Annotated in this window: 16 protein-coding genes, 1 pseudogene and 2 riboswitches; of the genes and pseudogenes, 9 read left to right on the top strand and 8 right to left on the bottom strand. The window is 74.0% G+C overall.

Annotated elements, in window-relative coordinates; all coding sequences use genetic code 11:
* Positions 1 to 127 precede the first annotated feature (127 nt).
* The 8 genes from BM048_RS07910 to metE all read left to right on the top strand — a co-directional run bounded on the left by BM048_RS07910 (position 128) and on the right by metE (position 9,969).
* A complete protein-coding gene (locus tag BM048_RS07910; RefSeq protein WP_090032164.1) occupies positions 128 to 1,192 on the top strand; it encodes a LacI family DNA-binding transcriptional regulator in 1,065 nt (354 codons plus the stop codon).
* A gap of 84 nt (positions 1,193 to 1,276) precedes the next feature.
* On the top strand, positions 1,277 to 2,563 hold the full coding sequence (locus tag BM048_RS07905; protein ID WP_090032162.1) for a sugar ABC transporter substrate-binding protein: 1,287 nt from the start codon (positions 1,277 to 1,279) through the stop codon (positions 2,561 to 2,563).
* Positions 2,564 to 2,772: 209 nt separating this feature from the next.
* A complete protein-coding gene (locus tag BM048_RS07900) occupies positions 2,773 to 3,615 on the top strand; it encodes a carbohydrate ABC transporter permease (RefSeq protein WP_175499412.1) in 843 nt (280 codons plus the stop codon).
* A gap of 2 nt (positions 3,616 to 3,617) precedes the next feature.
* A complete protein-coding gene (locus BM048_RS07895; RefSeq protein WP_090032158.1) occupies positions 3,618 to 4,559 on the top strand; it encodes a carbohydrate ABC transporter permease in 942 nt (313 codons plus the stop codon).
* Between the two features lie 5 nt (positions 4,560 to 4,564).
* Positions 4,565 to 5,500 (top strand): glycoside hydrolase family protein, encoded by a 936-nt coding sequence (locus BM048_RS07890; RefSeq protein WP_090032157.1) that lies wholly within the window; start codon positions 4,565 to 4,567, stop codon positions 5,498 to 5,500.
* A 158-nt stretch (positions 5,501 to 5,658) separates the two neighbouring features.
* Positions 5,659 to 6,249, top strand: coding sequence for a DNA-3-methyladenine glycosylase I (locus tag BM048_RS07885; protein ID WP_175499410.1), 591 nt, complete (start codon positions 5,659 to 5,661; stop codon positions 6,247 to 6,249).
* A gap of 100 nt (positions 6,250 to 6,349) precedes the next feature.
* A riboswitch (SAM riboswitch) is annotated at positions 6,350 to 6,460 on the top strand.
* A 62-nt stretch (positions 6,461 to 6,522) separates the two neighbouring features.
* The gene (locus BM048_RS07880) at positions 6,523 to 7,512 is read left to right on the top strand and encodes a methylenetetrahydrofolate reductase (RefSeq protein WP_239078726.1); all 990 of its coding nucleotides are present in this window, start codon (positions 6,523 to 6,525) and stop codon (positions 7,510 to 7,512) included.
* 108 nt (positions 7,513 to 7,620) lie between these two features.
* A complete protein-coding gene (gene metE / locus BM048_RS07875) occupies positions 7,621 to 9,969 on the top strand; it encodes a 5-methyltetrahydropteroyltriglutamate--homocysteine S-methyltransferase (protein WP_090032151.1) in 2,349 nt (782 codons plus the stop codon).
* 129 nt (positions 9,970 to 10,098) lie between these two features.
* Here the strand turns inward: metE and BM048_RS07870 are convergent, their stop codons facing one another.
* The 8 genes and pseudogenes from BM048_RS07870 to BM048_RS19135 form a co-directional block, all read right to left on the bottom strand.
* A complete protein-coding gene (locus tag BM048_RS07870) occupies positions 10,099 to 10,539 on the bottom strand; it encodes an Hsp20/alpha crystallin family protein (RefSeq protein ID WP_090032150.1) in 441 nt (146 codons plus the stop codon).
* 174 nt (positions 10,540 to 10,713) lie between these two features.
* Positions 10,714 to 11,148: a (deoxy)nucleoside triphosphate pyrophosphohydrolase gene (locus BM048_RS07865; protein ID WP_090032148.1), complete on the bottom strand. Its 435-nt coding sequence runs from the start codon at positions 11,146 to 11,148 to the stop codon at positions 10,714 to 10,716.
* 58 nt (positions 11,149 to 11,206) lie between these two features.
* Entirely contained in the window at positions 11,207 to 11,440 is a 234-nt protein-coding gene (locus BM048_RS07860) for a LuxR C-terminal-related transcriptional regulator (protein WP_090032146.1), read from the bottom strand.
* A gap of 302 nt (positions 11,441 to 11,742) precedes the next feature.
* Positions 11,743 to 12,120, bottom strand: coding sequence for a glycine cleavage system protein GcvH (gene gcvH, locus BM048_RS07855; protein ID WP_090032144.1), 378 nt, complete (start codon positions 12,118 to 12,120; stop codon positions 11,743 to 11,745).
* A 75-nt stretch (positions 12,121 to 12,195) separates the two neighbouring features.
* On the bottom strand, positions 12,196 to 13,434 hold the full coding sequence (gcvT, locus tag BM048_RS07850) for a glycine cleavage system aminomethyltransferase GcvT (protein WP_090032451.1): 1,239 nt from the start codon (positions 13,432 to 13,434) through the stop codon (positions 12,196 to 12,198).
* A 14-nt stretch (positions 13,435 to 13,448) separates the two neighbouring features.
* Positions 13,449 to 16,511: an aminomethyl-transferring glycine dehydrogenase gene (gcvP, locus tag BM048_RS07845; RefSeq protein WP_090032450.1), complete on the bottom strand. Its 3,063-nt coding sequence runs from the start codon at positions 16,509 to 16,511 to the stop codon at positions 13,449 to 13,451.
* Between the two features lie 247 nt (positions 16,512 to 16,758).
* Positions 16,759 to 16,857: riboswitch (glycine riboswitch) on the bottom strand.
* Between the two features lie 173 nt (positions 16,858 to 17,030).
* The gene (locus tag BM048_RS07840) at positions 17,031 to 18,101 is read right to left on the bottom strand and encodes a HipA domain-containing protein (RefSeq protein ID WP_090032142.1); all 1,071 of its coding nucleotides are present in this window, start codon (positions 18,099 to 18,101) and stop codon (positions 17,031 to 17,033) included.
* A 6-nt stretch (positions 18,102 to 18,107) separates the two neighbouring features.
* Positions 18,108 to 18,233: pseudogene (locus BM048_RS19135) on the bottom strand (HipA N-terminal domain-containing protein); the annotation flags it as partial.
* Positions 18,234 to 18,371: 138 nt separating this feature from the next.
* On the opposite strand from BM048_RS19135, the gene BM048_RS07835 reads away from it, so the two are divergent.
* Positions 18,372 to 18,591, top strand: a 220-nt coding sequence (locus BM048_RS07835; protein WP_175499381.1) for a transposase, incomplete at its 3' end; no start/stop codon positions are given.

The raw sequence follows: 18,591 nt of genomic DNA, 5'->3' as shown, positions 1-18,591 counted from the left end.
GGGCGCACCCGGGCACGACCGGGCGCGGACACCGGTCACGATCGTGCATCGGTGGTTGACAGCGCACCGGGCACCCGGCCATCCTCGGGGTGCTGGTCAATCGGTTTACCTGCTCAGAGGAGAGCTCGTGACGCGCGTGAGGATCGCCGACGTGGCCCGTGCGGCCGGCGTCTCGGTGACCACGGTGTCCCTCGTCCTCAACGACCGGAACGCGGCCCGGTTCCCGGAGACCACCCGGACCCGCATCCGCGACCTGGCGCGGGAGATGGGCTACGAGCCCAACGTCCTGGCCCGGGGGCTGCGCACCCGCCGCACCCACACCATCGGCCTGCTCTCGGACCGCATCGCGACCACCCCGTTCGCCGTCGGCATGGTGGAGGCGGCGCAGGACGTGGCCCGCGAGCACGGCCGGCTGCTGTTCCTCGTCGGCACCGGGGGCGTGCGCGAGGTCGAGGAGGACGCCGTGCGCGCCCTGCTCGCCCAGCAGGTCGACGGCATGATCTACGCCTCGATGTGGCACCGGCCGGTCGACCCGCCGGCGGACCTGCCCCCCGGCACCGTCTTCCTCGACTGCTACCCCGTGGGCGACGACGCCCGGCCGGCCGTCGTCCCGGACGACCTCGGCGGCGCCCGCGCGGCGATCGCGCACCTGGTCGCCGCGGGGCACCGGCGCATCGGGCTCGTCGACATCGACGAGGACCCGAGGCCCGTGGCCTCCGTCCTGCGCGAGCAGGGCTACCGGGAGGTCCTCGCCGAGGCCGGCGTCGCACCGGACCCGCGATGGCACGTCCGCTCGGCCACGACGGCGGCGGCCGACGCCGCCGCGGCGACGGAGACCCTGCTGGCCCTGCCGCCGGCCGACCGTCCGACCGCGGTGTTCTGCTACAACGACCAGGTCGCCCACGGCGCGTACACCGCGGCCCGCCGGCACGGCCTGCGCATCCCGCAGGATCTGTCCGTCGTCGGCTACGACGACCTGGTCCTCATCGCCCCCGAGCTCGACCCGCCGCTCACCACCGTCGCGCTGCCGCACCACGCGATGGGCCGGTGGGCCACCGAGGTCCTCCTCGGGGTCCGACCACCCCCCGACGAGGCCGACGGCGTCCTGCGGATGCCGTGCCCCCTCGTCGAGCGGGGTTCCGTGAGCCCGCCGCCGGTCGTTCCTGGACAGAGGACCGGCGACGGGCAGTGACACACCCGTGGACGCCGCGACCGCGGCGCCCACCGAGCACGGGGCACGGGCGCGGCAACGCCCGACCCCAGGAGAGGAACCGCGATGAAGCGCACGTCCCTCGCGTCGATCGTAGCGATCGCCGCCGCGTCGGCCACGGCCCTGACGGCCTGCGGCCAGGCCGGCCAGTCGGAGGGCTCCTCCGGCGACGGCCCCGCCCAGATCACGCTCTGGACGCACTCCGCCGGCAACCCGGCCGAGCTCGCCGTCTACGAGCAGATCATCGACGACTTCAACGCCTCGCAGGACGACTACGAGGTCGTCGAGGAGTCGTTCCCGCAGGGCGCGTACAACGACGCGATCGTCGCCGCCGCCGCGTCCGGCGACCTGCCGTGCCTGCTCGACATGGACGGACCCATCGTCCCGAACTGGGCGTGGGCCGGCTACATCCAACCGCTCGGCATCTCCTCCGAGATCACGGACGCGCTGCTGCCCACGGCGGTGGGCGAGTGGGACGGTGAGATCTACTCCGCCGGCTACTGGGACGCGGCGCTGTCGCTGTTCGCGCGGCAGTCGGTGCTCGAGGCCAACGGCATCCGCATCCCGACGGTCGACTCCCCGTGGACCATCGAGGAGTTCGACGCGGCGCTGGTGACCCTCAAGGCCGCGGGCTACGAGACGCCCCTCGACATCGGTGCCGAGGACACCGGAGAGTGGTGGCCCTACGCCTACTCCCCCATGCTGCAGAGCGCCGGCGGCGACCTCATCGACCGCGAGGACTACCAGTCGGCCGACGGCGTCCTCAACGGTCCCGAGGCGGTGGCGTTCTTCACCTGGTTCCAGAGCGCGTTCGAGCGCGGCCTGACGAGCAACGGCGGCACGGTGGGCAACACCGAGTTCAACGAGGACGAGGCCGCCATCAGCTACACCGGCGTCTGGAACGCGAAGGACTCCCTCACGGCGGCCGGTGACGACCTGCTGATCCTCCCGCCGCCGGACTTCGGCCAGGGCCCGAAGATCGGTGGCGGGTCCTGGCAGTGGGGCATCTCCAGCTCCTGCGACCAGGTCGAGGGTGCGCGCGCGTACCTCGAGCACAGCTTCGACACGGAGTACGTGACCGCCTTCAGCGACGGCCAGGTCGTCATCCCGGCGACGGAGGAGGCCGAGGCCGCCTCGCAGGACTTCGCGGAGGGCGCGCCGCTGCGGCCGTTCGTCGACCTGACGCAGTTCGCGGTCCTGCGGCCCCCGACGCCCGCCTACGCCGTCATCAGCAGCACCTTCGAGCGCGCGGCCAAGGACATCATGGCCGGCGCCGACATCCAGTCGACCCTCGACCAGGCGGTCGCGGACATCGACGCGGACATCCAGGCCAACGACGGCTACGGCTCCTGAGCCGCTGAGCTCGGCAGCCCCCGACCACGCCAGGCGGGTGGGCAGGCGCGAGCCCGCCCACCCGCCGGAACGGACCCGTCATGAGCATCCCCGTCCAGCAGCAGGGGACGCCGGCCACCGCGACCGCGCGCGCCGCGTCCCCGGAGACCCGCCCGACGACCCGCCGTCGGCGGTCGCCCGCCCTGCGCGGCCACCGGTCGGCCTACGGCATGGTCGCCCCCGCCGTCGTGCTCCTCCTGCTCTTCCTCGTCGTCCCGGTGGCGCTCGCCTTCGGGCTCTCCTTCACCAACGCCCGCCTCATCTCGCCCGAGCCGCCCCGCTTCGTCGGCGGCGACAACTTCGTGCGGGCCTTCACCGCGGACCCGGTGTTCCTCCGCTCGGTGCTCAACACCGCGCTGTTCGCGGTCGTCGTCGTCCCCGTGCAGGCCGGCCTCGGGCTCGTGCTGGCCCTGCTGGTCAACCAGCGGCTGCGCGGCGTGACGGCCTACCGCGTCATCTTCTTCATCCCCGTGGTGACGTCGATCGTCGTCGTGTCGATCCTCTGGAAGTTCATGTACCAGCAGGACGGCCTGGTGAACTCCGCGATCGACACGCTCACCTTCGGGGCCTGGCAGGGCACCGCGTGGCTCAACAACACCGCCACGGCGCTGCCCGCGATCATCGTGCTCTCGATCTGGCAGGCCGTCGGCTTCCACATGATCATCTGGCTCTCGGGCCTGCAGACCATCCCGGAGGAGCTGTACGAGGCCGCCCGCATGGACGGCGCGACGCCGCGGCAGCAGTTCACCAACGTCACGTGGCCGGGCCTGCGCCCGACGATGGTCTTCATCCTCGTGACCATCACGATCGCCGCCCTGGGCCTGTTCGTGCAGATCGACGTCATGACGCAGGGCGGTCCGGTCAACTCCACGACGACGCTCGTGTACCACGCCGTCCGCCGCGGCTACCGCGAGCAGCAGGTCGGCTACGGCGCGGCCATCTCCCTCATCTTCTTCGTGCTGGTCCTGGCCGTGGCGCTCGTGCAGCGCCGGCTGACCCGAGACAAGGACTGACCATGGCCAACGCCGCCGCCCCGCCGCGCGGCCGGTCCGCCCGTCGCACCCCCGCGACCGCGCCCGCCACCGGCCCCCGCACCACCCGCGCCTGGCGCTCCTACGCGCTCATGACCGTGCTCGCGGTGTTCTTCCTCTTCCCGCTGGTCTTCATGTTCGTCTCGAGCCTCAAGCCGGACGCGCAGATCCTGTCCGACGTCGACTCGCCGCGCGCCTTCCTGCCGGTCGGAGACATCTCGCTGCAGAACTACGCCGACGTCTTCGACCGCGTCCCCGTCGGCCGGTTCCTGCTCAACTCGGTGGTCGTCACCGTGCTCATCGTGGGCCTCGGGCTCGTCGTGAACTCCATGGCCGGGTTCGCCCTGTCGCGGATGGAGTTCCGGGGCCGCAAGGTCCTCCTGACCGTCATCATCGCCACGCTCATCGTCCCCTTCGAGACGATCGCGGTGCCGATGGTCTACTGGGTCTCGAAGCTGCCGACGCTGGTGTTCGAGGGGTTCGTGCTCAAGTACGACTTCGGCTGGCTCAACACCTACCAGGTGCAGGTCGTCCCGTTCGTCGCGAACGCGTTCTCGATCTTCCTGTTCACGCAGTACTTCTCGACGATCCCGAAGTCGCTCGACGAGGCCGCCCGCATCGACGGGGCCGGCTGGTTCACGATCTACCGCCGCATCGTCGCGCCGCTGGCGGGGCCGGCGTTCGCCACCGTCGCGATCCTCACCTTCCTGCCCGCGTGGAACTCCTACCTCTGGCCGCTCATGACGGTGCAGAAGGAGGAGCTGCGGCCCGTGATGGTCGGCATGCAGTACTTCTTCCAGCTCAACACGGCCTGGGGTGAGGTCATGGCGTACACGTCGCTCATCACCCTGCCGGTCCTCCTGGTGTTCCTGGTCTTCCAGCGCGCCTTCGTCAGCAGCATCGCCGCCAGCGGCGTGAAGGGGTAGGGCCGGTGCTCAAGCTCGCCGACCACTGGGTGTGGGACAGCTGGACCGCCTACGACGGGACGCACCACCACCTGTTCTTCCTCCGGGCCTCCCGCGCCCTCCTCGAGCCCGACCGGCGGCACCTGCGCGCCTCCATCGGGCACGCCCGCTCGACCGACCTGCGCTCCTGGGAGCTGCTGCCCGACGCCCTGGTGGCGGCGGACCCCGACGCGTGGGACGACCAGGCGACGTGGACCGGGTCCGTCGTCCGCGCCGACGACGGGTCGTGGCGGATGTTCTACACAGGCGTGTCCCGCGCCGACCGCGGGCTGGTCCAGCGGATCGGGGTCGCGCGCTCCGACGACCTCGTCGTCTGGGAGCGCCTGCCCGGTCCGGTGACGTCGGCCGACCCGCGCTGGTACGAGACGCTGGACCAGGGCACCTGGTTCGACGAGGCCTGGCGCGACCCGTGGGTGCTGCGCGACCCGGACGGCGACGGCTGGCACATGCTGGTCACCGCCCGGGTGCGAACCGGGGACCCGATCGGCCGCAGCGTCGTCGGCCACGCCCGCAGCCAGGACCTCGAGCACTGGGAGGTCGGACCTCCGCTCACCTCGCCGGCCGGCTTCGGCCAGCTCGAGGTCACGCAGGTCGAGGTCGTCGACGGGCTGCCCGTGCTCATCTTCTGCTGCTTGTCGGAGCACCTGTCGCCCGAGCGGCGCCAGGAGTGGACCGGCGGCGGCATGTGGGTGGTCCCCGGGGAGTCGCTGCTCGGGCCGTGGGACTTCTCCCGCGCGCACACGTTCGACCACCCGTCGCTGTACGCCGCCCGGCTGGTGCAGGACCCGGTCCTCGGGTGGTCCCTGATCGGCTTCCGGGACACCGAGGACGGGCAGTTCGTCGGGGAGATCACCGACCCGCTGCCGGTCGTGCGGGTGGGCGACAGGCTCCAGCTCGCCTGAGCGGTGCCGGTACACCCGGGGACGGCTCGCCGAGCCGTCCCCGGGCCCGTCCTCGACGCCGCCGTCCACACCCGCGCCCGGGCGCTGCGGCCGTGTCCCCGTGCTCCGGCAGGATCACCGGCATGACCAGCGACACGACCGGTGCGATGACCGGTGCGATGACCGGTGCGATGACCGGTGCGGTGACCGGCCGCTGCTTCGGCGACGGCGACCCGCTCTACGAGGAGTACCACGACACGGAGTGGGGCGTGCCCGTCCACGGGGACCGGGCGCTCTTCGAGCGCATCGCGCTGGAGGGCTTCCAGTCGGGGCTGTCGTGGATCACCGTGCTGCGCAAACGGCCCGCCTTCCGCCGGGGCTTCGCGGACTTCGAACCCGCGGCGGTGGCGGCGTTCGACGAGGCCGACGTCGCCCGGCTGCTCACCGACGCGGGCATCGTCCGCAATCGTCTGAAGATCGAGGCGACGGTCGCCAACGCGCGGGCGGTCGTCGCGCTGCAGGACGCGGGCCGGTCGCTCGACGAGGTCGTCTGGTCCCACGCGCCGGCGGACGACGAGGGCGGTGCGCGGCCACGGCCCACCAGCTGGGCCGACGTACCCGCCCGCACCCCGGCGTCCGCCGCCCTCGCGAAGGAGCTCAAGGGCCTCGGCTTCCGGTTCGTCGGGCCGACGACGATGTACGCGACGATGCAGGCGTGCGGGCTCGTCGACGACCACCTCGCGACCTGCCCGGTCGTGACGCGACGCTAGGCCGACCGGTCCGTCCCGGTCCGTCCGGCTCCACGAGACCGATCGTCTCGGCTGGTGGACGGTTCTTGCCCACGCTGCGAGACCTTCCCTAGCCTCACCGCGACCATCCAGAGCGGCCGAGAGACCTGGCTCAGCGACGCCGCAGCAACCCGCCCTCCTCACCGAGGGTGTGGGTGCTTCCGCCAGGACCGATGGAGCCGGACGATGACCGACCGACCTCGCTGTCCCCGCGGCGCCGACGTGTGCCCGCCGGGCCCCGAGCACCTGCCCGCCGTGACCGAGCGCCCCACGCTCTCCTTCGAGCTGTTCCCGCCGCGCACCCCCGCGGCCGAGCCCCGCCTGTGGCAGACCGTGCGCGCGCTCGAGGCGGCCCGCCCCGACTTCGTCTCCGTGACCTACGGCGCTTCGGGGCGCACGCGGGAGACGACGCGGGCGCTGGTGCGGCGGCTGCTGCGCGAGACGTCCCTGACGGCGATCGTCCACCTCACCTGCGTGGGCACCTCGCGCGAGGAGGTGTCCCAGGTCGTGCGCGAGTTCCTCGACGAGGGCGTGCGCGCGTTCCTGGCGCTGCGCGGGGACCCGCCCGCCGACGCCGAGGACTGGCAGCCGCACCCCGACGGCGTCGACACGGCCGCCGACCTCGTGGCGCTGCTGCGCCGCATCGAGGCCGAACGCGTCGCGGTCAGCCCGGCGCAGGCCGTGCGCGCCACCGTGCGCCCGCTGTCGCTGGCCGTCGCCGCGTTCCCGCGGGGCAACCACGCCACCGGCGGCACCCGCGCGCAGGACGTCCAGTCGCTGCTCGCGAAGCAGGAGGCGGGTGCGGACTTCGCCATCACGCAGGTCGTGCACACGGCGGACGACTTCGCGGGCCTCGTCGAGGAGGCGCGGTCCGCCGGGGTGCGCATCCCGATCATCCCGGGCGTCATCCCGCTCACCGACCCCGGGCGCCTGCGCCGCCTCGAGCAGCTCACGGGCGTCCCGGCGCCGGCCGCGCTCGTCGGGCGGCTCGACGCCATCGAGGACCCCGAGCACCGGCACGAGGTCGGCGTGGACGCCACCGCCGAGCTGCTGCGCGGCGTCCTCGACGCCGGCGCCCCCGGCGTGCACGTCTACACGTTCAACCAGCACCGGGGGCCGCTCGACGCCCTCGAGCGCGCAGGCCTGCTCGGCCACGCGCACGACGACGCGCCCGACGAAGCGCCCGGCGAAGCGCCCGGCGACACCCCCGCCGCCGGCGACCGCGTCCCCGCCGCCGTCGGCTGACCGCGCCGCCGTCGACCGCTCGCACGACGACCTGCACGACCCGCACCTCCACGACCCGCACCTCCACGACGTACCGCCCTGACGACCGACCGACCGAAGGCCAGGACCATGACCAGCACCGTCCCGTTCCCCCGCGCGACCGTCCTCGGGTACCCGCGCATCGGCCCGCGCCGCGAGCTCAAGCGCGCGCTGGAGTCCTTCTGGGCCGGCCGCAGCACCGCCGACGAGCTCGATACCGTCGCCGCCGACCTGTGCCGCCGCACCCGCACCCGCCTGGCCGAGCTGGGCCTGGGCACCGACGACGCCTCGATCCCCAGCGCCTTCTCCTTCTACGACCACGTGCTCGACGCGGCGGTCGTCACCGGGGCGGTGCCCGAGCGCTTCGCGGACCTCGTCGACGCCGACGGCGGCCTCGACCTCGCCGGCTACAGCACGGTGGCACGCGGCCGCGGGGACGACCTGCCGCTGGAGATGACGAAGTGGTTCGACTCGAACTACCACTACCTCGTCCCCGAGATCGGCCCGGGCACGACCTTCCGCCTCGCGTCCGACCGGCCCGTCCGGGAGTTCGCCGAGGCCCTCGCCGACGGGGTCCTCACGCGCCCCGTGCTCGTCGGGCCCGTCACGTTCCTCGCGCTGTCCAAGCCGGCCGCCGGGAGCCCTGAGGGCTTCGTCCCGCTCGACCGCCTCGAGGACCTGCTGCCCGTGTACGCCGAGCTGCTGCGCCGCCTGGCCGCCGCCGGCGCCACGTGGGTGCAGCTCGACGAGCCGACCCTCGTGTCGGACTCCGTCGACGCGGACCACGACGCCCTCCTGGCGGCGACGGCCCGCGCCTACGCCGTGCTGGCCGACGAGCTCGCGCGGCCCGAGCGCCCGGCGCTGCTCGTCGCCGCGCCCTACGGCGACCTGCAGGACGCGCTGCCGGTGCTGGCCGCCACGTCCGTCGAGGCCCTCGCGATCGACCTCGTCAAGGGGTCGGCGCCCGCGGCCGCCGTGCCGGGCCTGGAGAGCACGACCCTCGTCGCCGGCGTCGTCGACGGCCACAACGTGTGGCGTGCCGACCTCGACGCGAAGCTGACCCAGCTCGAGCAGCTCGAGCGCCTCGGCGCCGGGGCCGTCACGGTCGCCTCGTCGACCAGCCTGTTCCACCTCCCCCACGACGTCGCCGACGAGCCGCAGCTCGACGCGACCCTGCGGTCCTGGCTCGCGTTCGCCGACCAGAAGGTCGGCGAGGTCGTCACGCTCGCCGAGGGGCTCGTCGAGGGCCGCGAGGCCGTGCACGCGCAGCTCCTCGAGGCCGGCGACGCCCTGCGGACCCGCGCGCAGACCCCCGGTGTCGTGCGGCCCGAGGTCCGCGAGCGCACCGGCGCCCTCACCGACGCCGACGCCGAGCGCACCCCGTACGCCCAGCGCGAGCCCGCGCAGACCGCCCGCTTCTCCCTGCCGCCGCTGCCGACGACGACCATCGGCTCCTTCCCCCAGACGCAGGAGATCCGCAAGGCGCGCGCCGCCTTCGGCAAGGGCGAGCTCACGGCCGAGCAGTACGAGGACGAGATGAAGGCGGAGATCCGCCGTGTCGTCGAGCTGCAGGAGAACGTCGGCATCGACGTCCTCGTCCACGGCGAGCCCGAGCGCAACGACATGGTCCAGTACTTCGCGGAGAACCTCGACGGGTTCGCGGTCACCGCCAACGGCTGGGTGCAGTCCTACGGCTCGCGCTGCACGCGCCCGTCGCTGCTGTGGGGCGACGTGTCCCGCCCGGCGCCGATCACCGTCGGCTGGTCGACCTACACGCAGTCGCTCACGCCGAAGCCGGTCAAGGGCATGCTCACCGGTCCGGTGACGATCCTCGCCTGGTCCTTCGTCCGCGACGACCAGCCGCTCGGCGACACGGCCGACCAGGTGGCCCTCGCCCTGCGCGACGAGATCGCCGACCTCGAGGCCGCCGGCATCGGCATCATCCAGGTCGACGAGCCCGCCCTGCGCGAGCTCCTGCCGCTGCGCCGGGCCGACCACGCCGCGTACCTCGCCTGGTCGGTGCGGTCCTTCCGTCTGGCCACGGCCGGCGTGCGCGACGAGACGCAGATCCACACGCACCTGTGCTACTCGGAGTTCGGCGAGGTCATCGACGCGATCGACGGCCTCGACGCGGACGTCACGAGCATCGAGGCCGCGCGCTCCAAGATGGAGATCCTCGCGGACGTCGCCGCCTCGGGCTTCGAGCGCCAGATCGGCCCGGGCGTCTACGACATCCACTCCCCCCGCGTGCCCAGCACGGAGGAGGTCACGGAGCTGCTCACGGAGGCGGTGCGGTCCATCGACCCGCAGCGCGTGTGGGTCAACCCGGACTGCGGCCTCAAGACCCGCCGCTACGAGGAGGTCGTGCCCTCGCTGGAGCACCTCGTCGCCGCGACGCGGGCCGTCCGTGAGCGGCGCGCGGTGACGGCCGACGCCTGACGGTCTGACACCTGACGGCTGACGCCTGACGCTGACGCCTCACGCGGCGAGAGCCCGGGACCCTCGCGGTCCCGGGCTCTCGCTGTCGGTGCCGGCGCAGCCGACCGGCAGCCGGATCACGCAGCCGGATCAGGCGCTGGCCGGCTCCGACGCGCCGATCTGGGTGGCGCTGCCGCCGTGCTGCACCTCGATGCGCCGCGGCTTCGCCTCCTCGGCGACGGGGATCGTCAGCGTGAGGACGCCGTCGGCGTAGGTGGCCGAGATCCGGTCGAGCGCGAGCCCGCGGCCGACGGTGAGCTGCCGGGCGTAGGTGCCCACGGGCCGCTCCTTGGCCAGCCACTGGACGTCCTGCTCCGTGCGCGGCGTGCGCTGGGCGCGGATCGTCAGGGTGCGGTCCTCGACGTTCACGTCGATCGTCCCCGGGTCCGCGCCCGGCAGGTCGACGTGCAGGACGTAGTGGTCGCCGGACCGGTACAGGTCCATCGGCATGCTGGCCGTCGCGCGGTCGGCCGCGAACATCTGGCCGAGCAGACGGTCCATCTCCTGGAACGGGTCGAGTCGCGTAGCCACAGCCGTCACCTCCCTCGGGACGGCGCCGGACCTCCCGGCGCCGGGGCGCTCACGCGGTGGCGGTCGGCGTCACCGCGCAGCGGCTACGGGAGATGTTATAGCACTCGACGCACGTGAGTGCCAGCCCTTCGAGGGCGGTCGTGGCCTCGTTCGCCCAGGACGAACGAGACGAGCTCAGGCAGCGTCCGCGCTGGTCAGCGCGACGACGGCCGTGACGATGGGGACGTCGGCGTCCAACCACGGCACGTCGAACCACTGCCCGGCCGGGAGCCAGCGCAGCTCGTCGTGCTCGACGAGGGGGGCCGGCACGCCGCTGACCACCTCGGCCAGCCAGAGCCGCAGCACGTGCGTGGGGGTGATGCGCCAGACGCCGTCCTCGGGCCCGGGGACCTCGTCCCCCAGCCCGACGGCGACGCCGAGCTCCTCGCGCAGCTCGCGGTGGAGGGCCTCCTCCGGCGTCTCGCCCGGCTCCACCTTGCCGCCGGGGAACTCCCAGCGGCCGGCGAGGCTGGCCGGCGTGCGGCGACGAGCGCTGAGCAGGACGGTGGGCGCGTCGAGGTCGTCGACGAGGGCGGCTGCCACGACGAGGGTGGGCTGCGAGCCGGTCATGCGCCGATCCTGCCAGCCGGGCTGCCTGCTCCGCCCGGCGGCGGTCCTGCGGGGTGCGTCAGCGGATGCCGTGGGCGATCGCCCAGGCCACGGCCTCGTGGCGCGTGGAGACGCCGATCTTCTTGTAGACGCTGCGGACCTGGCTCTTCACCGTGTTGCGGGTGACGAACAGGCGCGTGGCGATCTCCTCGAGCGTCACGTCCTCACCCAGCTCGGCCAGCACGACGCGCTCGCGACGTGTCAGCGTGACGAGGGACGTCATCGGCTCGCGCATCTCGACCATGGTGCTCATCTGGGCCCTCCGGGTTCCGACGGCCCCCGGCAGGGGTCCGTCCGTGTGCGTCGTGCATGAGAGGTGCCCCGCTCACGCCTATGACGCCGTTTCCGCGACTTCTTCTGACACGGGGGGTTCGGAGCCCATCGTTCACCGGTTTGGGTGAACGACGCGACCTTTTCCGCGCCCCTCGGCACAGCAGGAACGCCGGAGGAGCGTCCTGATACGTGCGCGGACACGACGACGCCGGGACCCTCCCGGGTCCCGGCGTCGTGCGGCTGCCGTCGTCGTACGGCGGTCGTCGTGCGGCGGAGCCGCGGTCAGCCCGCGGTGCCGGCCGCGTACTCCTCGGCGGTGAGCAGCGACCCGGTAGCCGTCACGTCGACCTTGAGCAGCCAGCCGGCGCCGTACGGGTCGGCGTTGACGACGGAGGGGTCGTCGACGGCCGCGGTGTTCACCTCGACGACCGTGCCGGTCACCGGGGAGTAGAGCTCGGAGACGGACTTCGTCGACTCGATCTCGCCGACGACCGCGCCGGCCGTGACCTCGTCGCCCACGGCCGGCAGCTCGAGGTAGACGACGTCCCCGAGCGCGTCGGCGGCCACGGCGGTGATGCCGAACGTGGCGGGCTCGCCGTCGCGCAGCCACTCGTGCTCGGCGGTGTAGTGCAGGTCGGCGGGCAGCTCGGGCGACGTCATGGGGTCTCCTCCGGGTGGGGACGGTCGGGGGTCACGCTAGGGGGTCGCGCCAGGGGTCGCGCCAGGGGGTAGGGGTCAGCGCGCGCGGCGGTAGAACGGCAACGCCACGACCCGCACGGGCTCGGGGCGGCCGCGCACGTCGACGGCCAGCTCCGTCCCCGGCGCCGACAGCTCCGGCGTCACGTAGGCCATGGCGACGGGCCGGCCCAGCGTCGGCGACGGCGCCCCGGACGTCACCGTGCCGACGCGCGGCGCGTCGGCGGCGGCGGACGCCAGGACCGGATAGCCCTCCCGGGCGGCCCGCCGGCCCAGGCCCTCCAGCCCGACGAGCACGCGCGCGGGTGCCGAGCCGGCGCGGGCGGCCAACGCCTCCCGCCCGACGAACGGCACCGGCTCCCCGGCGGCGTCGACCTTGTCCAGGCGGACCACGCGGCCCAGCCCGGCCTCGAACGGCGTCGTCGTGGTGTCCAGCTCGTGCCCGTAGAGCGGCATCCCGGCCTCGAGGCGCAGGCTGTCCCGGGCGGCCAGGCCCGCGGGTACCAGGCCGAGCGGCGTCCCGACCGCCAGCAGCGCGCGCCACAGCGCGGGGGCGTCGGCCGCGTCGCAGAACAGCTCGAACCCGTCCTCCCCCGTGTAGCCGGTCCGCGCGAGGAGCACCGGCCGCCCGTCGACGGCTGCCGGCAGGCAGGCGTAGTACTTCAGCACCGCCAGCCCGGTGGGCAGGTCGGTGACCGACCCGTCCGGCCCCGCCGCCAGCACGAGCCCCGGCAGAGCGACGAGCACGTCCAGCGCCCGCGGACCCTGCACGGCGACGAGCGCGGTCGCCGCCGACCGGTCCTCGACCCGCACCTCGCCGACGACACCCGCCGCGGCCGCCGCCCGCTCGCGCAGCGCCGCCAGGACGACCTCGTGGTTGGCCGCGTTCGCGACGACGAGGTACGCCTCGTCGCCCGTGCGGTAGACGACGAGGTCGTCGAGCACCCCGCCGTCCTCCCGGCAGAGCATCGTGTAGCGGGCGCCGAGCACGCGCAGGGCCGACAGCGCCCCGACGAGCGCCCGGTCGAGGAACGCGCCGGCGCCCGGGCCCTCGACGACGATCTCGCCCATGTGCGACAGGTCGAACAGCCCCGCCGCGGTCCGGACGGCCGTGTGCTCCGCCAGGTCCGAGGTGTAGCGCAGCGGCATCGTCCAGCCGGCGAACGGCACGAGCGTCCCGCCGAGGGCGACGTGCTCGTCGTGCAGCGGGGACCGCCGCGTCGAGTCCGTCGTGGTGCCGGTCGGCGTGCCCGTCGTCGCGTCAGTCGTCGTGCCCACCGTCACGTCCCCGCTCACGCCCGGTCCCCCTGGTCGAACGCGCTGACCGGCGGGCAGGAGCACACGAGCGTGCGGTCCCCGCGGGCGCCGTCGATGCGTCGCACCGGCGGCCAGTACTTCGCGCGCCGCAGCCCCGGCACGGGGAAGGCCGCCAGCTCGCGGCCGTACGGCAGGTCCCACGCGTCGGCGGACACGCTCGCGGCGGTGTGCGGCGCGCGGCGCAGCGGGGAGTCGGCCAACGGCCAGCGGCCCTGCGCCACCGCGTCGATCTCGCCGCGGATGGCGACGAGGGCGTCGACGAAGCGGTCGAGCTCGCCGAGGTCCTCGCTCTCCGTCGGCTCCACCATGAGGGTGCCCGGCACGGGGAACGACAGCGTCGGGGCGTGGAAGCCGTAGTCCATGAGCCGCTTGGCCACGTCCTCGGCGGTCACGCCCGTCTCGGCGGTGAGCGGCCGCAGGTCGAGGATGCACTCGTGCGCGACGTGCCCGCCCGGGCCGGTGTAGAGCACCGGGAAGTGGTCGCGCAGCCGCACGGCGAGGTAGTTCGCCGCCAGGACTGCGGTCTCGGTCGCCCGCCGCAGGCCGTCGGGCCCCATGAGCGCGACGTACGCCCAGGAGATCGGCAGGATCCCGGCCGACCCCCACGGCGCCGCCGACACCGGCGTGCCGGCCAGCGGGACGTCCCCGGGGGCGACGAGCACCGCCCCCGGACGGCCCGCGCGCTCGTCGGCCCGCACCTCGTCGGACGCCGCCGCACCGCCCGCCGCACCGCCGGCCGCGGGGTGCGGCGCACGGGAGCGCAGGCGCTCCGGCGTCGGGTCCCCGGGCAGATAGGGCACCAGGTGCGCGGCGACCGCGACCGGCCCGACGCCCGGCCCGCCCCCGCCGTGCGGGATGCAGAACGTCTTGTGCAGGTTGAGGTGGGACACGTCGCCGCCCAGCTCGGCCGGGCGCGCCAGCCCGACGAGGGCGTTGAGGTTCGCGCCGTCGATGTACACCTGGCCGCCCGCGGCGTGGACGCGGCCGGTCACCTCGCGCACGTGCTCCTCGTACACGCCGTGCGTCGAGGGGTAGGTGAGCATGATCGCGGCGACGCGCGGGCCGTGCTGCTCGAGCTTCGCGTCGAGGTCGGCCAGGTCGACGGACCCGTCCGGCGCGGTGGCGACGACGACGACGCGCAGGCCCGCGAGCGCCGCGGACGCCGCGTTCGTGCCGTGCGCGGAGGCGGGGATGAGGCACACGTCGCGGTCGGGCTCACCCTCGGCGCGGTTCGCCTGGTGGTAGGCGTGGATCGCGAGCAGGCCCGCGAGCTCGCCCTGGCTGCCGGCGTTGGGCTGCACGGACACCGCCGCGTAGCCCGTGATCTCGGCCAGCCAGCCCTGGAGCTGCTCGACGAGCTCCGCGTAGCCGCGGGTCTGGTCGGCCGGGGCGTAGGGGTGCACGTCCGCGAAGCCCGGCCAGGAGATGGGCTCCATCTCCACCGTCGCGTTGAGCTTCATGGTGCAGGAGCCCAGCGGGATCATCGTGCGGTCGAGCGCCAGGTCCAGGTCCGACAGCCGGCGCAGGAAGCGCAGCATCGCCGTCTCCGAGCGGTGGCGGTGGAAGACGGGGTGCGTGAGGTAGTCCGACGTGCGCAGCAGGTGCGCGGGCGGCGTGGCGGCGTCGAGCACCGTGACGCCGGGCGTCGTGGCGACGACGGCGTCGTCGCCGTCGGTGCCGTCGGCCTCGCCCAGCACCGCCGCCTCGGCGAACGCCTCGACGACCTGCACGACGTGGTCGGCGGTCGTCCGCTCGTCGCAGGCCACCTGGACGTGGTCCGCGTCGGGCGCCCAGAGGTTGATGCCCCGCGCCTCCGCAGCCGCGAGGACCGCGCCGGCGCGCCCCGGCACGACGACGCGCACGGTGTCGAAGACCTCCGCGTGCTCGACCGTCAGCCCGTGCCCGCGCAGCGCGTCGGCCACGGACACGGCGCGGCCGTGCACCCGCTCGGCGATGGCGCGCAGCCCGTCCGGCCCGTGGTGGACGGCGTACATGGCGGCGACGACGGCCAGGAGCGCCTGGGCCGTGCAGATGTTGCTCGTCGCCTTCTCGCGGCGGATGTGCTGCTCGCGCGTCTGCAGCGCGAGCCGGTAGGCCGGCGCGCCGTCCGCGTCGAGGCTCACGCCGACGAGCCGCCCGGGCAGCGTGCGCTCCAGCCCGGCCCGGACGGCGACGAAGGCCGCGTGCGGGCCGCCCCCGAACAGCGGCACGCCGAAGCGCTGCGCGGACCCGACGGCCACGTCGGCGCCGAGGTCGCCGGGGGCCTGCAGCAGCGTCAGCGCGAGCAGGTCCGCGGCGACGGTGACGAGCGCCCCCTGCTCGTGCGCGGCGGAGACGACCGGACCGAGGTCCAGCGCCCGCCCGGACGCCCCGACCTGCTGCACGACGACCCCGAGGAGCTTGCCCTCGACCTCCGGCAGGCCCTGGGTGAGGTCCGCGACGACGACCGGCAGGCCGATCGCGTTCGCGCGCCCGAGGGTCACCGCGAGGGACTGCCCGAACAGGTCCGCGTCGAGCACGACCGTGCCGGGAGCGTTCTTCTGCGCGCGCCACATGAGCGCGACGGCCTCGGCGACGGCGGTGGCCTCGTCGAGCAGGGAGGCGTTGGCCGTGGGCAGGCCGGTGAGGTCGGAGACCACGGTCTGGAAGGTGAGCAGCGCCTCGAGCCGGCCCTGGGAGATCTCCGGCTGGTAGGGCGTGTAGGCGGTGTACCAGGCCGGCGACTCGAGCAGGTTGCGGCGGATGACCGGCGGCGTGATGGTGCCGCTGTAGCCCTGGCCGATCATGGAGGTGAGCACGCGGTTGCGGTCGGCGATGCCGCGCAGGGCCGCCAGGACCTCCTCCTCCGAGCGCGCGGCCGGCAGGTCGAGGGGGCGCTCCGAGCGGATGGCGGCGGGGACCGCGGCGTCGACGAAGGCGTCGAGGTCCGCGTAGCCGAGCGCGGACAGCATGTGCTCGGCCTCGGTACCGCGCGGGCCGACGTGCCGGTCGGCGAAGATGGTGGCGGCCGGCGACCACTCGTCGCCGTGCGTCGCAATGACGGGGGCGTCGGTACCGGACGTGCCGGTGGCGCCGGCGGGCAGGGTGCGCTCGAGCTGGTCGGTCACGGGGGCTCCACGGGGTCGTCCGGGCAGGCCGGGACGGGCAGGGGGCTCCCCGCTCTGTCATCGGCGCGCCTGCGGGCGCACGACCTGAGAGCTTCGCCGGTCCGTCGTGCGGGACGCGCCGGCTTGCACCGTCGGTGGGCCGGCCCGTCGGGGACGGGCGGCCGCTTTCCAGAGTCGCCTCGCCGTGGCGGTGCGGGGGCCTGAGAGTTTCCCGGGGAGGGTTGCTCCTACGGCGTCGCGCCGGTGGGTGCGGCGGGAGCTCTCCCACCACGGCTCGAGCAGCGTGTTCGGTTGTCGATCCGCGCCCAGGCTATCGCGCAGGCGCAAGAGCCGGGCGGCACTACGTCGTGATCCTCGCCGAGCTGTGGCGGCCCTGCGCGCCGACAAGGGCATGGTCCGGGACTGCCGTCGGCGGAGATCGCGGTGCCGAACTCCTCGCCGCCCGTACCGTCACGGCTCAGGGTCGGGCTCGGAGCGATGCATCGTGCCGAACTGCCCGCCGCGCGGGCTGCCCTTCGGTCGGCGCGGCTGCGTCGCGTGCGCGCGCCCCTGGGGACGCGCAGCACGCTGCACGGGTGCGAGCTGGTCCGCGAGCTGCTGCGTGCGCTTCTCGACGGTGCGCCACGCCAGATCGCGGACGCCGGGGTGCCGGTCGCGGTCGATCTCCTCCAGCGCGGTGCGCAGCTCGTCGAGGGTGGCCGCGACGACGCGTTCGGCGCGACGCGCAGGCATGCCCCAGCTCATGGCTTCCTGAAGCAGGTCGGGTCCGGTGACGTCGCGCATGGCGCGTCGGCCGGCGATGTCCATGGCGCTCTCGCCGGGCACGTCCGCGTGCAGGTGCATCGCGACGTCGTAGGCCGGTGCCAGCGACACCGTGCCGTCGTCCGGGTGCAGCAGGGAGATGTTCTTGGCGTGGGCGTCGGTGTTCCCGATGGCCAGGTTGAAGGTCGTCAGGCGCAGCAGCTCGTCCGGCTCCGAGGCGCCCTCACGCAGCAGCTGCGCGATCCTGAGCAGCGAGGGCAGCGAGCGCCCGAACTGGAACTTCCTGTCGGGATTGCGGGTGTCGAGTCCCATCGCCTGGGCGCAGTCCTCCTGGTGGAGCCGCGCGGTGACCCCGTCTGAAGAGGCGATCCGGTCGTAGCGGCTGACGACGATCGCCCGCACGCCGCCGAAGGTCGCCACGTGGGCGTCGACGGTGGTGAGGCCGATCCGCCGGGCCAGGTCCAGCGCGGCCGCCTCGGTGTCGATCGTGTCAGCGGTGGCGCTGCCGGCCTCGCGCGACAGCTTGAGGATGTGGGTGGACGGCGCCCCGTCCACGCACCGGTTCCACCGCCCCTGCGGGTCCAGGGCGAGCGCGATCTTCGGCTCCATGCCGGGGAGCGAGGTGAGTGAGTCCCGACGGCCGCTCGCCCCTCCCGCTCGCCCGGCAGCCCGGAGCAGCATGCGGGCGATCTCCTCGTCGTCGACGGTCTCGAGGTGACCGATGCGGTCGACCGACGTCTCCCCTGCCGGGACGAGCACCAGGGCTCCGGCGGTGTCGCGGCCGTAGATGGCGAGGAACCCCAGCGTGTCCTCCGGGTCGACCCCGACCTCGACGGCCTGGTGGGTGCGCGCGCGCCCCTCCGGAAGGAGTCCCTCGAGCCAGGCGCGCGCCCGTGCCGGGTGGGGGAGTTGAGTCCAGCAGAGTGGTGTACCGGTAGCCCGGTGGGCGCGTCGTCGTAGACGAGGACGCGGTCACCGCGTGACCCTTCGAGTGAACCTCTCACAGCACTCTCGAAGTGGAGCAACACGATGACCGCACCGACGAGTATCGACCCTGCCCGGTTCTTGCACGAGCACCTGGAGCAGGCTTCCCCAGATCTGATGCGTCACCTGCTGAGCACGTTCATCGACGTGCTGCTCTCGGCGGATGCCGACGCGGTGTGCGGCGCCGAGTGGGGCCAGCGCAGCCAGGACCGGGTCAACCGCCGCAACGGGTACCGGCACCGGGACCTGGACACCCGGGTCGGGA

Source organism: Cellulomonas marina, from assembly GCF_900111925.1.
GTDB lineage: Bacteria > Actinomycetota > Actinomycetes > Actinomycetales > Cellulomonadaceae > Cellulomonas > Cellulomonas marina.
Note: the sequence above shows the minus strand (reverse complement) of the source record. Positions and strands in the feature narration are given on the sequence as shown.